Below are 14,737 nucleotides of genomic sequence, written 5' to 3'. Positions count from 1 at the left end.
CTTGGAAATCAAGAAATAATAAAAGAAATTTGTTATCTAAATAGGTAACAATTTATGCCAACTATAAAAACAATTGACAAAATAAAAATTGATTTTACTCTCGGGATCATCCCCGCCTCATTTTCATGCGAAATTTGCTGAATTTGAAGAATTGATTGTAATAGAAACATTGGAGACCTACGCCGGAAGTTTACCCAAAGTACAGAGAAAGAAAGTGAAAGATTGGGCGAAAGAAAACAGACAATTCCTTTTGGATATTTTCAACCAATTAAATCCAAGGTTATGAGACAGAAAATTAAAATTCCCAGAATAGTTAAAATAGAAAAGATTACAGGCCACAAAATCCAATGCATGTTTAACAATGGTGAGAATCGACTTCTGGACTTTGAAAAGATTTTCAAACAATGGAATGTAACCAAAAACGATTTTGAATATACGTTGCTTGACGGAAAAGAATTTAAGAAAGTAAAACTCAGGAACTACACCTTGTCATGGCCGAACATTGAGATTCAAGTAAAAGGAGAAAACGGGGAAAGTTTAACCCTGCCTTACGAAATAGGGGCTGATGTTCTTTTCGAACTTAGTGAAGATATTCAAGAACCCTCAAAATACAGATACGGCAGACTGATAAAAAGTGCCCGATTGAAGGCAGGATTGACGCAAGAGCAATTAGCCATGAAAAGTGGTACAACAAGATTTTACATTTCAAGAATAGAAAATGATAAAACTGACCTTGAGTTGTCGACATTTCGGAAAATAGTGGAAGCTGGACTTGGAAAAAAATTGAAATTAACGATAGAATAAATTTAGATAGCCTTCATATCCCCTATCCATATTTAATGAAAGATGTGATCATTATCGGAGCAGGCTTCTCGGGTCTTGCTGCCGCCAGAATTTTACAAGCACAAAATGTTTCCTTTTCAATCCTTGAGGCGAGGGATAGAATAGGCGGAAGGGTGTACACCAAAAGATTCGAAAATGGCAAATACCTAGACTTTGGTGGTCAATGGATTGGTCCCGGTCAAGATAGGATGTACGAATTGTGCAGTGAATATGGGGTTGGGTATTATGACACCTATAACGAAGGCAAGCATATTCTGGACCTTAATGGAAAAATCAAAAAGTACAAAGGTTTGATTCCCAAATTGGACATTATCTCTTTGGTCAACTTGGATTGGGTAATGAGAAAACTGGAAAGGATGGCCAAAAATATTGACTGTTCCAAGCCATGGACTCACCCAAAAGCTGCAAAATGGGATGAAATGACATTGCAGGATTTTCTCTATAAAAACTGCATCAGCAAAACCTGTATGAAAGTCATCACGCTAGCATTGGAAACTGTTTTTGCCAGTAAGCCCCATGATATTTCACTTCTCCATGCCCTATTTTACTTCAAATCTGGTCGAGACCTCAATACCCTGATCAATATCAAAGATGGCGCTCAGCAACACCGAATAGAGGGTGGTATGCAAACTTTGGCTGAAAAAATAGCAGCAAAATTCACAGATCACATTTTTTTCAATCATGCCGTAAAAGAGGTAGAAAAGACTGTCGATGGCTTTTGTGTAAAAGGAGGTGATTTTCAAATTCAGGGTAAAAAAGTAATCATCGCCATACCACCCCCACTGACTCGGGAAATACAATTTGCGCCCAAGCTTTCAGTAACAAAAATGGGCTTGCTACAAAAATTGGAAATGGGGAAAGTGGGGAAATGCTTTATGGTCTACCATAAACCCTTTTGGAGAAAAGGCGGCTTTAGCGGCCAGGCATTTGCAGATGAAAATTCACCTTTTCAATCTATTTTCGACAGTTCCCCAAAAAACGAGGAATATGGGGTAATTCTTGGATTTACGATTGCAGACCGGTCTGTTGGATTCTTTCAGCATGACAAGAAAAAAAGAGAAACACTTATGTTGGAAAAACTGGTGTCCTACTTTGGAGAGCAGGCAGCAGATCCTGTTTTTTATGAGGACTTCACCATGACCGATGAAGCTTGGAGTAAGGGCTGTTATGCTGCACTATACCCCAAAGCCATCTGGATCGAATACAAAAATACTTTATCCGAGTCAGAAAACTCCATAATTTGGGCGGGCACGGAAACCTCGACAGAATGGTTTGGGTATATTGAAGGGGCCGTGAGAGCAGGAGAAAGAGCCGCAAATGAAGCAATAAAGACTTTGATATGAAATACGCCGTAATCATCATTGCAGCCCTGATTATGGTCTGGGTCATTTGGACCCAAACAGGTTATAACAGAGACTTGCCTGAAGTATCAGGTCACATTAGCCTTGTACAGGAAGTCAACCCATTGGAAACAGACAGCATCAGGGGAAATATCATAGGAATTCAACCTTTTATGCTTGAAACAGATTACCTAAAGGCTGAAAGGTTTTATGCCAAAATGAATGCTTACTTGTCCGAGGCTTCTAGCCAAGGTCTGATACTCGAAAACAGCATTGTTCTGCTTCCCGAATACTTGGGGACTTGGCTGGTCATTGTGGATGAAAAGATATCTGTGGCAGAAAGCAGTTCGCTTACTTCAGCGATGGCCAAATTGGTATTTAGCAATCCAGTTTCTTTTTTCCAACATTTCAACTACAGCGCAAAAGAATCAGATAAAATCGCAGCGGCTTTGTTTAGGATGAAATCTGAAAAAATGGCCGAAATTTATGCTTCCACTTTTTCCCGATTGGCAAAGGAATATCAGGTACATATCGCGGCAGGCAGTATCATCCTACCCGAACCTAAAATCAACGGATCCAAAATTGAAGTGTATCCTACAGCTCCCCTTTACAACACCGCATTCCTTTTTCTCCCTGATGGAAATATTCACCCGAGAGAGGTAAGAAAGGCCTTCCCCATTGATTCTGAGCATCCCTTTGTCACTGCCGCTGATGTAAAAGACATTCCGCAATACCAACTTCCTTTTGGAAATGTGGGTGTTCTGGTCTGTGCGGACTCTTGGTACCCTGAAAGTTATGAAGCAGTAAAGGGCGTAGACATTGTCTTGGTCAATTCCTATTGCGCAATAGATGGTGCGATGGATGTACCTTGGGGAGGGTACAATGGTGGGCCGGCGCCAGCGGACGTGGATTTTAATGATATTGGCGTATTGACTGAACAGGAAGCCTGGTTGAAATATGCACTTCCCGGCAGACTGGTTCAATCGGGTGCCGAGGTAGGCGCAAATGTGTTTCTTCGGGGTAGGCTGTGGGATCTGGGAACTGACGGTCAACCATTCTTCCTGAGAGGCGGAGCATTACAACATATCAATCCAGCCGAACAAGGAGGTATTTGGAGCATGCAATTTTAAAACAGCAATACTATGTGTGATACCTTAGCTTGTTTGCCAGCCTTTACCAAAAACGGCAACCTGATTTTTGCCAAAAATTCAGACAGAGAGCCTGATGAAGCCCAGGAAATCCAACACATTCCCAGAACAGCTCAAACAGCTAAATTCATTAAATGCACATACATTGAAATCCCACAAGTCAAAGAGACCTTTGAGGTGATACTTTCCAAGCCATACCAAATGTGGGGAGCGGAGATGGGAGTCAATGAATTTGGTGTAGTCATTGGAAATGAAGCTGTCTTCACCAATGTAAAAATCGACCAGAAAAATGACGGTCTTACAGGAATGGATCTACTGAGGCTGGCACTTGAAAGGTCCACATCAGCTGTGGAAGCTATCAGTCAAATTACTACCTTATTAGCTACCTACGGACAAGACGCTTGCGGTGGATATAAGAATAAAAGTTTTTTTTACCACAACAGTTTTATCGTTGCAGATGCCAAGAAAGCCTTTATCCTCGAAACAGCCGGAAAATCTTGGGCAGTCAAAACGATCAGCAAGTTTGGAAGTATATCCAATGGGCTCAGCATAGGAACCGATTTTGATCAGATTCATTTACTTGATGAAAAAAGAGCATTTCCTTTCAACTTGAAAAAGAAGCCCAATCCTTTATCTTTCAGCGCTTACTTTTCGGATTTTCTCTACACGAAAGTAGGTAGGGCAAAAAGCCGAAAAGCATGCAGCATGGCATTGATGGAAGCCTCTATAGGAAGTCTAGACATAGCAAAAACATTTTCAATACTGAAAACCCACAACTTACCTGACCCTCATTTTTCCCCAAAAAAAGCCAATACAGCATCCCTTTGTATGCATGCTACTGGACTCACCAACCCTAGTCAAACCACTGGTAGTATGGTGGCAGAAATCAGAAAACTGGCACCGAGTACGGTGTGGCTGACGGGGACTTCCATGCCCTGTCTTTCTATTTACATCCCGTTTTTTATGGGAACGAATACAATGCGAGTATTGAGGAAACCGGAAGGCAGCCCTAATGAGTCACTATGGTGGAAAGCTGAAAAACTGCATCAATGGGTCTGTGAAGATTACAAGGTGAGGAAGCAAAAAATACTTCCCACATTGCAGCAAATACAAGAGGAGTTTTTAAATGGGGAAAAACAACTTATCCAAAGCAATCCCAATAACGAAGCGTTAGAAGCTTTCAGTAGCAAATGTTTGAAAGAAGTACTTGCGTTTTATGATGATGGTGTTAGGTTATGTTGATGAATTGATGAACTGATGAACTGGGGAATTGATGAACTGGGGAACTGGGGAATCGATGAATCGATGAACTGATGAACTGGGAACTGGGAACTGGAAACTGGGGAATTGATGAATGTGGGAACTGATTGTAGATTGTTAAAAGTTAAATGTTAAAAGTTGGGTTTGTGGTAGTGTATGGGTAATCCTCTTTGTGCAGTTTGGTGGATTGATGAATCGATGAATCGATGAACTGGGAACTGGGGAACTGGTTGTAAATTGTTAAAGGCAAAAAGTAAAAAGGGAGCCAAAAACATTGTATCAATTCCTCTAAGATGCAGCTCTAATTTTCTTTGCTCCTTTGCGTCTTCCAATACTCGGGACAAGATTTGCGTGAATTTTTTTTGTTTAAGACCTCCCTTCGACTACGCTAGTACTGCAGGTTTTGGGCTGTAAGTGAGGATACTAACAGCGGCGTTATCCGAAGGCGCAACCTTCGGATAACTCACCAATATCACCAAATATCCAACCCGTCTCAGGAGGGCAGGTATCTATTAGTATCCCTTTGCCAAAAAACCTCGTTTAATGGATTACTAACATGATTGCGGAAATCATATTCTAAGATCTAAAATCTTAAATCTTAAATCTACCCCCCTCTACTCCCTACCGGACATCATCTATGTCCGTAACCTTGTACCTGAATGGCTCGGCTGGCAAACCAGCAGAATTGTATAGGTTTACTTCCGGATTGTCTGCCCAAGCATACCTCACTTCTACAGGATCACTGACTTGGGGATGGGAAACCTGTATTTCATTGGCTCCGCTGAGGATGGCATTTCCTTTATAAAACTTACCATCTTCGCCGGCAATGATAAAGCCTTTTACCTCAGTCCCCTCTGTCATGGTGAAACCATCGTCAAGATCAGCAAATGTCAACACAAACATTCCATTAGCTACTCTTGCCCTTAACAAAGTGGGGCCTTTATCCGTGGTCTCCTCATTATAGGCTACCTTTTGAGCTACTTTGTAGAGCCTGTGGCCTACATCTCTTTTATTTTTTGGGTGTATATCTCCTGCCTCTCCTATATCTATAGTGACGGCCATACCTGTATTTGGGAGTTTCCTCACATTGCTCTGAGCCTCTCTGAGATAAGCCCAATGGGATTCAGGTTGCACCTCTTTTTGCTCCATAAAATTGGCTAACTGCACATATAAAAACGGAAAATCTCCGATCCCCCATTTACTTCTCCAATCAGAAATCATCGTAGAAAACAACGCTTCATACTGTTCATGGTCTTGTGTATTGCTTTCCCCTTGATACCAAATCACACCTTTGATGGGGTAATTGATAAGCGGATGAATCATAGCATTGTACATCATTCCGGGAAGCCAATTGTATTTTTCAACGTTGGGCAATGGATCCTCTACCCTGTTGTTGTATTTCCAGTCACCTTCAAGGCTGATTTTCCCTGAACTTGTATTGAGGTAAAAATCCCCTTTTGTACCTACAATCACTTTATTGTCCCAAGTATTGATCACACGCAATGCTATGAGGTTCTCACCCTTATTGAGCATACTGGGTGGAATAGAAAAATCCCTGACACTTTCACTGTAGTCTTTGACATATAATCTCCCTCCATTGACATAGATATGGGCCATTTGCTGAATATCACCAAAATGTATCCTCACACCTTGGGTATCGGTAAGATTTACCTTTTTCCTCAACCAAACTACATCTTCCAAAGGGTTGGCTTCAGGTAGCGTGATGGTTCGCCATTCGCTGTCATCATATTTCAGGTTGACCACTCCTTGAATTTCACCATTTCTTGCTGCAGGTGCCAATTCGTTTCTTTCAAGCTCACGTAACTTATTGTCAACAACCTCTTGGGTCCAATAGTCATTTCTATTTAGGATATCTCCGGCTTTTGATTGGTAAAAATCCAGTTGAAGAAGGGCTTCCGCATCTGTCCACCCTTCAGCAGGTGTTCCTCCCCAATTGCTTTCTATAATCCCAACCGGTACTCCTTTTTCCAAATGATTCCTTTTGGCAAAAAACCATGCTATCGCTGAAAAATTGAGTATGTGATCCGCATTTGCCTGCCTCCATTCTCCTCCACGTACATTAAATTTCTTCGTAGCATCGTAATCATGCGGGATTTTGAAAAAACGGATCAGTGGATAGTCAGCATCCGCTATTTCTTCTTCCAACTTCTCCACTCCGGCACTCATTACCCATTCCATGTTGGACTGACCACCTGCCAACCATACCTCCCCTACCTGCACATCCCGTATGATCAGGTTATTGACTTCCAGCTCAAATGGCCCTGAAGCAGGCATAGGATCAAATTCCACGATCCAATGTCCATTTTCATCTACTTTGGTTTGCTTTTCAATGGTATTGAAACTCACTAAAACAGTCCTATCAGGTTCACCTTTACCCCAAACACGGATAGGCTCTCCTCTTTGTAATACCATGTGATCCGAAAAAAACTTAGGTAATTCTACTTCTGAAAGCCTTTCCTCATTGCTACAAGCACAGGCCAACAAAACGAGCAGTGAAAGGAGTATTCTTGTAAAATTTATATTCATATTGAAAACTGTGTTTAAGACAGCGTCCAATTTATCCAATTTGCGACTGAGAGAGTAGTCTATTGGTGTAAAAAAATACGCTTTTCATCAAATAAATGAGCAATTAGTTCCTGTAGCCATTTGGATTGATATCAGCAGTGGCAATATTGCGGGTGATCTCTCTGCTTTTATAATCCATAGAGCAATGAAGGGTTCTATCGACCCAATGGACTTCTTTGACTTCATTTTTAAATTCAGTAGAATAATTTTCCGTCATCTCCACTTCCAACTCCTCTAGTGTTTCCGCTAATATTACAGACTTGGAGCTATCATTCAGTATTACAGTATAAAAAGGCATAATGATTAAGTTTACAGAGAACTAACATAGAAATGAAAAAAATGTTAATTATTTCATCAAAGCTCTTAATGCAATCATCATAAATTTGATCGGGTACTGCTGTATACTTATTTAAAAATGCTTATTGGTGCACTGAAAAAGGGTGTCAAGTCATTGCAAAGACTAAACAGAAACCAAAAGCCTAAAGGTTGTACCCACTCAGGATTTTGTTATCCTGCATTGATTTCAAGTAAGTAGAGGTTTTCCCATCTTCCCCCACCTCTACCACACGGTATCCAGGTACAGGTGAACCCCAATTTCCTCCAAAGTGTCCTGTCCAGAGATATGGTTTCTTTTGGTGAAGCATGACACCATTGACATCATGGTCATGGCCATGTATGACAGCCTTGACATTGGGATAGGACGCTACAAGGTCCAGCAGTTCTTGACAGGCTACTCCATGTCGCGTCCAGTCATTTTGTGAAATATGGATACAGATAAAAACATGTGTAAAATCTGCAAAGTCATCCAATGACTTTTTCAGAAACTGTTGGTTGACGCAAAGGTAATCACCCGCTTGATTGGAGCTGTCAGCAAGGACAAATCCAAATTGGTTTTTGTGTGAAAAAGCATAATCAGTCGGAATGCCCCAAATATCCTCCCACACATTTTTTGTGACACGGTCATGATTTCCCCGAACTGGGAAATAAGGTACCTCAAGTTGGTCAAAAACAGTTTTGACTTCAGGCATCCATTTGGGATCATCGTGGATCAGGTCTCCATTAAATACCACAAAGTCCACATTTTCCTCCTGATTAATAGCCGTAATTAATGTCCTGTGACTGGCTTCAAAATCAGTATCAGGTTGACCATAATGTCCATCAGAGGCTATGATAAACTTTAGCTTGGGATTTTCGGGAAAATGCATTTTCCCGTATGTCATAAATGGCATAAGTGGAGTGATTGCTGATAGTACGGAGATGTTTTTGATAAATGACCTACGCTGCATGAGTCTTTAAAGATAGTGTGGGAGGATACTCAAGCCAATATAAGCAAAATTTATTTTTTTCGTGCTGACATCACCAAACCAATCACCAGTACGACTCCACTTACTATCACAGGGGTCCAATTGGCTGTACTGACCGCGATATCCATACCCAAAAGGCTAAAGCTTTCAGAATCTTCCATGGCCTGCAGCCCAAAGATAATCAAACCTAAACCACCAATAATTGCTAAAATAATTCCTACAGTTTTCATAATGTTGAAAGGGTTAAATTTTTAAACTCGGATATTGATTGCAAAACATATACCGTTGTGATTTTGGAGTTATGATTCAAGAATTAAAGAGCTTATCAACCGATGAACTGATCCTTCAATGAAAAAAGTTGTCCTCCAAAATCTCTCAAAAACTCAAAGCTAAGTCGAGTATCCCTATGAGCTTATATTGCCTGAGCTTTCATAACCACAAAGTCTCTTTTTACATCGGCTCACAGCATAAATAGGAGGTTATTCTTTGCCATTTTAGTTTTTCGCGAAAATCTTTTTCACCCTTCCATATTCAGTTCAACCTTTAGAATAGCAAGAAACCTCCATCTTAGGATATTGAAGTTACCTCCATTCTACCTTCTCACTCCCAACAAAGTGAATGGCAACAAAAACAGGTTTTTTACAAATGAAAAAGAAAGATCAATAGCAAAGCCTAGAAGTCTGAATGGCAAAATTACAAGCCAAATCAAAGGGTATAGTAAAATCGCAATCACAGCCAAAGGCCAACACAAGACTGCCAGAATCAACCAAAGTAGAAAACTTATCATAGTCATTTTTTTGTAGCAAGAGACAATTCCACTGCCAATTTAAGAATACCACCTGAGTTCATTTTTAAAGGACTTTTACAGATCTCCGCATCACAAATCCGAACAGAAAGTGTGCGATTTAGGACAGTTTGGATATTTTCATACCTTTTGAAACTCTTTATCCAAACAGGCCACCCATTATCAGAAAAAATGATTGATTGGTGTGTCTATATTCCTATTTTAGCAAATCAATAAATACTCCCGAAATATGATTAAAAGAGTTTTACTAGGACTGGTTTTTTTCGCAGTACTCCTGCCAACTATCGCTCAGAATGACCTCACACGCTGGGAAGAAAGAGCCAACCGTACTGAGATTATCAGAGATGAATATGGGGTCCCGCATGTCTACGGCAAGACAGATGCTGATGCGGTATTTGCCATGATCTATGCCCAGTGTGAAGATGATTTCAACCGAGTCGAGTCTAATTATATCTTTTCTTTAGGCAGGAGAGCTGAAGTGGACGGCGTCAAAGAATTGCATGCTGACCTGAGAATGAAACTCTACATCGATGAAAATACAGTAAAAGAAGAATACCAAAATTCTCCTGATTGGCTCAAAGCCCTGATGGATGCATGGGCAGATGGTATCAATTATTTCCTCCACAGTCATCCTGAAGTAAAACCCAAACTGATCAACAAATTCGAGCCTTGGATGGCTCTGACTTTTTCTGAAGGCAGTATCGGTGGAGATATCGAAACCATCTCAGTCAATGACTTAAAGGCTTTCTATGACAAAGACTTTTATGCCCACCTTGCCTATCAAGAAAGAGACTGGGATGAGGAACCAAGAGGTTCAAATGGTTTTGCCATAGCCCCACAACTTTCCCAATCAGGCAATGCCCTTCTTTTTATCAATCCTCATACCTCCTTTTATTTCAGACCGGAAGTGCATATGGTCTCCGAGGAGGGGTTGAATGCATACGGAGCAGTGACTTGGGGCCAATTTTTCATCTATCAGGGATTCAATGAGTACAATGGGTGGATGCATACATCGAGCAAGGCAGATGCTATTGATCATTTTGCTTTGACTGTGGAAAAAAGGAACGGTCAATACCATTATAAGTTTGGGGAAGAGTGGAGACCATTGAAAGAAAAAACCATCCTCACGAAGTATAAAGATGAAGATGAAATCAAGGAGCGGGAATTTAAAGCTTTCTACAGCCATCATGGGCCTGTTATCAAAGAAGAGGATGGTAAATGGATAGCAATTTCCCTGATGGTGGAGAGGGAAAAAGCATTGAGGCAATCCTACTTGCGAACCAAGACCAAAAACCACCAAGAGTTTAAATCCACTATGGACTTGAAGACCAACTCTTCCAACAATACTGTATATGCGGATAAGGATGGCAATATTGTCTACTACCATGGAAACTTTGTACCTATCCGTGACCCACAATTTGACTGGAGAAATGTGGTAGATGGTAGCAATCCCGATACAGATTGGAAAGGCCTTCATGAAGTGGATGAGTTGATTTATATAGAAAACCCAGAAAATGGATGGATACAAAACTGCAACTCTACGCCATTTACAGCTGCTGGTCCTTACAGCCCAAAAAAAGAAAATTACATGCCTTATATGGCTTGGGACCAAGAGAATGCAAGAGGCATCAATGCGGTCAGAATAATGGATGGTAAAAAAGGGTATACCATGGAATCCTTGACCAAAGAAGTGGGGTACGAACCAACTTTGATGGCTTTTTCACCTTTGATACCTGCTTTAAAAAAGTCTTTTGAAAAACTTCAGGAGGGCAATTCCCAAAAAGAAAAATTAAAAGAACCTTTTCAGGTCTTAACTAATTGGGACATGAAAACGGGTATTTCTTCTGTGGGCACTTCTCTGGCAGTTTTTTGGGGAAACCAACTCATGGCGGAGCTAAGAACTATGGATAGGCCCTGGGATGCATATGTATTTGATTTCATCGCCGAAAATATGGAAGCTACCCAAATGGTCAATGCATTTGAGAGGGCTATCAATAAGTTGGAAGAAGACTTTGGAACTTGGAATACGCCATGGGGCGAAATCAACCGATTCCAAAGAGTGACCAATGAAATCCAAGGACAATTCTTTGACGAGTTGCCAAGCTTGCCAATTGGATATAACTCTTCACTTTGGGGTTCTCTAGCTGCATATGGTAGCCGTGCGTATCCCAACACCAAAAAATGGTATGGGAACGTTGGCAACAGTTTCGTCGCTGTAGTGGAGTTTGGGGATAAAGTAAAAGCCAAAAGCCTTCTTGCAGGAGGACAAAGCGGGAATCCCTTTTCACCACATTTTGTCGATCAGGCGGAAATCTACAGCAAAGGTGAATTCAAGGATGTACATTTCTACAGGGAAGATGTTAAAAAGCATGCAAGAACCACATATAAGCCCGGCAGAAAATGAATTATTGGATTCTATAGAGGCAGCTGAAAGGCTGTCTCTTTTTTTTATAAGCTCCTGAAAAAGAAATAAATATCGCTTTAAAAATCGAAATTTAATGGATTTTGCATAAATTCAATGCAAAATATTTGATCATGAAAACTGTTCTGAGTTCGACCATTCTCGCTGCTCCTTTCAGAGAAGAAGTCAAAGTACAAGAGAGACAAATCCCCACTTATGTTTACGCTTCTGTTTTTGCTTCATTATGTATTGCAGTAGGATTGATTTGGGATATTTCCTGGCACATGACTGTAGGTAGAGATGGTTTGTTCTCCCCTCCCCATATTGCCATTTATCTGGGTGCTGTCATTGCCGGTGTTTTTTCTGGAATCAAAGTACTAAAGACCAGCTTTTGGGGGAGTCCGGAAGAAAAAGCCTCCTCTATTCATTTCTGGAAGGTTTTTTATGGGTCATTTGGAGCCATGTTTTGCATATGGGGTGCATTCGCCATGTTGACTTCAGCACCTTTTGATGACTGGTGGCACAATACTTACGGACTTGATGTGAAAATCCTCTCTCCTCCTCATGCCCTATTGGCAATGGGAATGGTGATGATACAATTTGGCGCATTGGTTTCCGTCACATCTTTGCAAAACAGACTGAGTAGTCAAGCAACAGAAAAAACTTCCTCCCACCTACAATGGATGTATGCCATGTCGGCTGGATTTCTATTGGTAATGGTATTTGTGATTATCTCAGAATATTTTTTCTTGATGAGACAACACGACATCCTTGCCTATCAAATAGCTGCCGGAGTATTTCCACTTTTGATGGTAGCCGTGGCTTACGCTGCTCCCTACAATTGGGCTGCCACCAAAATGGCTGTGGCCTACACCTTATTACTTGCTGCCATGGTATGGATTTTACCTCTTTTTCCTGCCGAACCTAAACTTAGCCCTATTAGGAATTTCGTAACCGTCATGCAGCCTTATGAATTTCCATTGATGCTCATTGCTCCCGCATTGGTTATAGACTTCTTTCTCATGAAGTTCGGCCAAATCAACAAGTGGGCTTTGGCAGCCTTATTGGGTTTGGGTTTTGTATTGGTCTTTCTTCCAGTTCAATGGTACTTTGCTGAATTTTTGACAACAGAGGCAGCTAGAGGCTGGTTTTTTGGAAGGTTCAGCTGGACATATGCTTCTGACCCTGATTTTCCATACAGGTATACCTTTCATCCCAGATTTATCAGCACGGGTATAGATCTTATCAAAGGAGCTGGTATAGCTGTAATTATAGGGCTGTTTTCCAGTAGGATTGCCCTTTCTTGGGGTAATTGGATGAAGCGAATCAAGAGATAAACTCCGAATACCCTCAGGTCATGCATTTCATAAAAAAATTCAAATCCAGCCTTCAATCAGCAACCCTTCTCGTTGTATTGCTTATTGCAACTTCACATGTAGGAAGTCCTGGAGTTATCTTCGAAGGATTATTGGGACCTTATAGGGTTTTGGCTAATATCAATCCACCCGCTGTGGTCCCTGGAACAGCACTGGTAACGGTGATTTTGCCAGAGGATCCTGAAGGGATACACCTCGAAGCAAGACCTGTATATTGGTCAGCAGGTATCAAAGGAACCCCTACAGCTGATCCTCTAGCGCCTGTAGAAGGAGAGATGGGGAGATATGAAGGGGAAATGTGGTTTATGGAATCTGGGACTTCTTCTGTTCAATTAGTTTTAAAAAGCGGAGAAGAAACCTTTGAAGCTATCATTCCAGTGATGGCCATGCCTACTGCGCAAAATGAAATGCCCAAAGAACTTGGAATTGCATTGTCTATTTTGGGTGTTTTTTTGGTGATCCTTATGGTAACCATCATCGCCTCAGCCATGGGTGATAGTTTGAGAGAGCCCGGTGTTCCTAGAGACAGCAGATTGGCCAAAAGAAAATATATTGGCACAGCCATAGGGTCAGTTTTCATATTATTAATTTTATGGGGAGGAAAAAGTTGGTGGGAGGCTGAAGCAGAGGCTTATCAAAGCCAAATTTTCAAGCCAATTGAAGCCGTTTCACACCTAAACATTAAAGAAGATGGGGATTATCTCCATTTGACAATAGATTCTACCTCATTAACCCAAGGAAGAATTACGAGGAAAATTTCCTATATCGTGCCCGATCATGGCAAATTGATGCACATGTTTCTGATTAGAAAAGGAGACTTGGACGTATTCGCTCATTTACATCCAAAAAGATTGGATAGCCTTAATTATGAAGTCAAACTGCCTCCCTTGCCTTCCGGGGAATACCATGTGTTTGCGGACATTACAAGATTTACCGGATTTTCCGAAACCATCGTAAGTGATTTAGTCATTCCTCAATCAGCAAATTTCAACTTGGCTTCCCAACGAGAAGTAATTCTTGGCAGAGACGATACCTACACTTTTTCAAATCCTATCTCCAGCAAATCAAGTGCTTTAGATGGTGATATCATGATATGTGGCAAACCTGGAATCAAAACTCCACTACCCAATGGTTATTCGGCTGTTTGGGAAACGGAAAATGACAAGTTTGAAGCAGGAAGGCTCTACAACCTAAACTTTGCCCTCTTCGATGCAGATGGGGAACCCGCTGTACTCGAACCTTATTTAGGCATGATGGGACATGCTGTAGTCCTCAAACATGACGGTTTGGTGTACATTCACCTTCACCCTACAGGAAACTATTCCATGGGGTCACAGAAAATGCTATTGGACAGGTTTCAAAGTGGGGCTGTAGGATTTCAAAACCTGCCTGGGTCTTACAGTTTTCAAGACAGTATAGATCATGTAATTTCGTTTTTGGATGAACTTCCCGAAGTTGAGCGAGATTCCTTGTTGATGGGTGACATGCTGCACTATGAATGGTCAGATGAAGAACATGAAGAGCACACTATGGTAAGTTTTCCTTATGCTTTTCCGGAGGAAGGCAATTACAGGCTCTGGATACAAGTAAAAATTGAAGGTAAAATTGTCAATGGTGCTTTTGATGTTGAGGTTATTTGATTCATGAACCTGATTAAAGACATTCTTTAAACAA

General features: G+C 41.1%; 12 protein-coding genes. 8 read left to right on the top strand and 4 right to left on the bottom strand.

Annotated elements, in window-relative coordinates:
- The first annotated feature begins 88 nt into the window (after positions 1–88).
- Genes CLW00_RS12465 through CLW00_RS12445 form a run of 5 tightly spaced genes read left to right on the top strand, consistent with a single transcriptional unit; the run spans position 89 to position 4,573 of the window.
- Positions 89–286 carry a DUF4160 domain-containing protein gene (locus CLW00_RS12465; RefSeq protein WP_106134019.1) on the top strand — a complete coding sequence of 66 codons (198 nt, stop codon included), beginning with the start codon at positions 89–91 and terminating at the stop codon, positions 284–286.
- Positions 283–804, top strand: a complete 522-nt coding sequence (locus CLW00_RS12460; RefSeq protein ID WP_211300194.1) for a helix-turn-helix domain-containing protein — start codon at positions 283–285, stop codon at positions 802–804. Before CLW00_RS12465 ends, CLW00_RS12460 begins: the two co-directional genes overlap by 4 nt.
- 35 nt (positions 805–839) lie before the next feature.
- Positions 840–2,186: a flavin monoamine oxidase family protein gene (locus tag CLW00_RS12455; RefSeq protein ID WP_106134018.1), complete on the top strand. Its 1,347-nt coding sequence runs from the start codon at positions 840–842 to the stop codon at positions 2,184–2,186.
- Positions 2,183–3,313 (top strand): nitrilase-related carbon-nitrogen hydrolase, encoded by a 1,131-nt coding sequence (locus CLW00_RS12450; protein ID WP_106134017.1) that lies wholly within the window; start codon positions 2,183–2,185, stop codon positions 3,311–3,313. Before CLW00_RS12455 ends, CLW00_RS12450 begins: the two co-directional genes overlap by 4 nt.
- 12 nt (positions 3,314–3,325) lie before the next feature.
- Positions 3,326–4,573: a carcinine hydrolase/isopenicillin-N N-acyltransferase family protein gene (locus tag CLW00_RS12445; protein WP_106134016.1), complete on the top strand. Its 1,248-nt coding sequence runs from the start codon at positions 3,326–3,328 to the stop codon at positions 4,571–4,573.
- Positions 4,574–5,212: 639 nt separating this feature from the next.
- Here CLW00_RS12445 and CLW00_RS12440 read toward each other — a convergent pair.
- The 4 genes from CLW00_RS12440 to CLW00_RS12425 form a co-directional block, all read right to left on the bottom strand.
- Entirely contained in the window at positions 5,213–7,138 is a 1,926-nt protein-coding gene (locus tag CLW00_RS12440; RefSeq protein ID WP_106134015.1) for a sialate O-acetylesterase, read from the bottom strand.
- 103 nt (positions 7,139–7,241) lie between these two features.
- Positions 7,242–7,475, bottom strand: a complete 234-nt coding sequence (locus CLW00_RS12435) for a hypothetical protein (protein WP_106134014.1) — start codon at positions 7,473–7,475, stop codon at positions 7,242–7,244.
- 181 nt (positions 7,476–7,656) lie between these two features.
- On the bottom strand, positions 7,657–8,463 hold the full coding sequence (locus CLW00_RS12430; RefSeq protein WP_106134013.1) for a metallophosphoesterase family protein: 807 nt from the start codon (positions 8,461–8,463) through the stop codon (positions 7,657–7,659).
- A 50-nt stretch (positions 8,464–8,513) separates the two neighbouring features.
- The gene (locus tag CLW00_RS12425; protein WP_106134012.1) at positions 8,514–8,711 is read right to left on the bottom strand and encodes a hypothetical protein; all 198 of its coding nucleotides are present in this window, start codon (positions 8,709–8,711) and stop codon (positions 8,514–8,516) included.
- A gap of 804 nt (positions 8,712–9,515) precedes the next feature.
- Between CLW00_RS12425 and CLW00_RS12415 the strand changes: the two genes are divergently transcribed.
- The 3 genes from CLW00_RS12415 to CLW00_RS12405 all read left to right on the top strand — a co-directional run bounded on the left by CLW00_RS12415 (position 9,516) and on the right by CLW00_RS12405 (position 14,703).
- Positions 9,516–11,690 carry a penicillin acylase family protein gene (locus CLW00_RS12415; RefSeq protein WP_106134010.1) on the top strand — a complete coding sequence of 725 codons (2,175 nt, stop codon included), beginning with the start codon at positions 9,516–9,518 and terminating at the stop codon, positions 11,688–11,690.
- A gap of 131 nt (positions 11,691–11,821) precedes the next feature.
- On the top strand, positions 11,822–13,024 hold the full coding sequence (locus CLW00_RS12410; protein ID WP_245917276.1) for a hypothetical protein: 1,203 nt from the start codon (positions 11,822–11,824) through the stop codon (positions 13,022–13,024).
- A gap of 20 nt (positions 13,025–13,044) precedes the next feature.
- Positions 13,045–14,703 carry a hypothetical protein gene (locus CLW00_RS12405; RefSeq protein ID WP_106134237.1) on the top strand — a complete coding sequence of 553 codons (1,659 nt, stop codon included), beginning with the start codon at positions 13,045–13,047 and terminating at the stop codon, positions 14,701–14,703.
- The last annotated feature ends 34 nt before the right edge of the window (positions 14,704–14,737 follow it).

The organism is Mongoliibacter ruber (assembly GCF_003003005.1).
Lineage (GTDB): Bacteria > Bacteroidota > Bacteroidia > Cytophagales > Cyclobacteriaceae > Mongoliibacter > Mongoliibacter ruber.
The sequence above is the reverse complement of the archived record's forward strand: the minus strand, read 5'-3'. Positions and strand labels throughout refer to the sequence as shown.

Excerpts from the sequence above, each read along its gene's own strand:
- CLW00_RS12430 (WP_106134013.1), bottom strand. The coding sequence starts at position 8,463 with ATGCAGCGTAGGTCATTTATCAAAAACATCTCCGTACTATCAGCAATC.
- CLW00_RS12435 (WP_106134014.1), bottom strand. The coding sequence starts at position 7,475 with ATGCCTTTTTATACTGTAATACTGAATGATAGCTCCAAGTCTGTAATA.
- CLW00_RS12440 (WP_106134015.1), bottom strand. The coding sequence starts at position 7,138 with ATGAATATAAATTTTACAAGAATACTCCTTTCACTGCTCGTTTTGTTG.
- CLW00_RS12445 (WP_106134016.1), top strand. The coding sequence starts at position 3,326 with ATGTGTGATACCTTAGCTTGTTTGCCAGCCTTTACCAAAAACGGCAAC.
- CLW00_RS12460 (WP_211300194.1), top strand. The coding sequence starts at position 283 with ATGAGACAGAAAATTAAAATTCCCAGAATAGTTAAAATAGAAAAGATT.
- CLW00_RS12425 (WP_106134012.1), bottom strand. The coding sequence starts at position 8,711 with ATGAAAACTGTAGGAATTATTTTAGCAATTATTGGTGGTTTAGGTTTG.
- CLW00_RS12410 (WP_245917276.1), top strand. The coding sequence starts at position 11,822 with ATGAAAACTGTTCTGAGTTCGACCATTCTCGCTGCTCCTTTCAGAGAA.
- CLW00_RS12405 (WP_106134237.1), top strand. The coding sequence starts at position 13,045 with ATGCATTTCATAAAAAAATTCAAATCCAGCCTTCAATCAGCAACCCTT.
- CLW00_RS12415 (WP_106134010.1), top strand. The coding sequence starts at position 9,516 with ATGATTAAAAGAGTTTTACTAGGACTGGTTTTTTTCGCAGTACTCCTG.
- CLW00_RS12455 (WP_106134018.1), top strand. The coding sequence starts at position 840 with ATGAAAGATGTGATCATTATCGGAGCAGGCTTCTCGGGTCTTGCTGCC.
- CLW00_RS12450 (WP_106134017.1), top strand. The coding sequence starts at position 2,183 with ATGAAATACGCCGTAATCATCATTGCAGCCCTGATTATGGTCTGGGTC.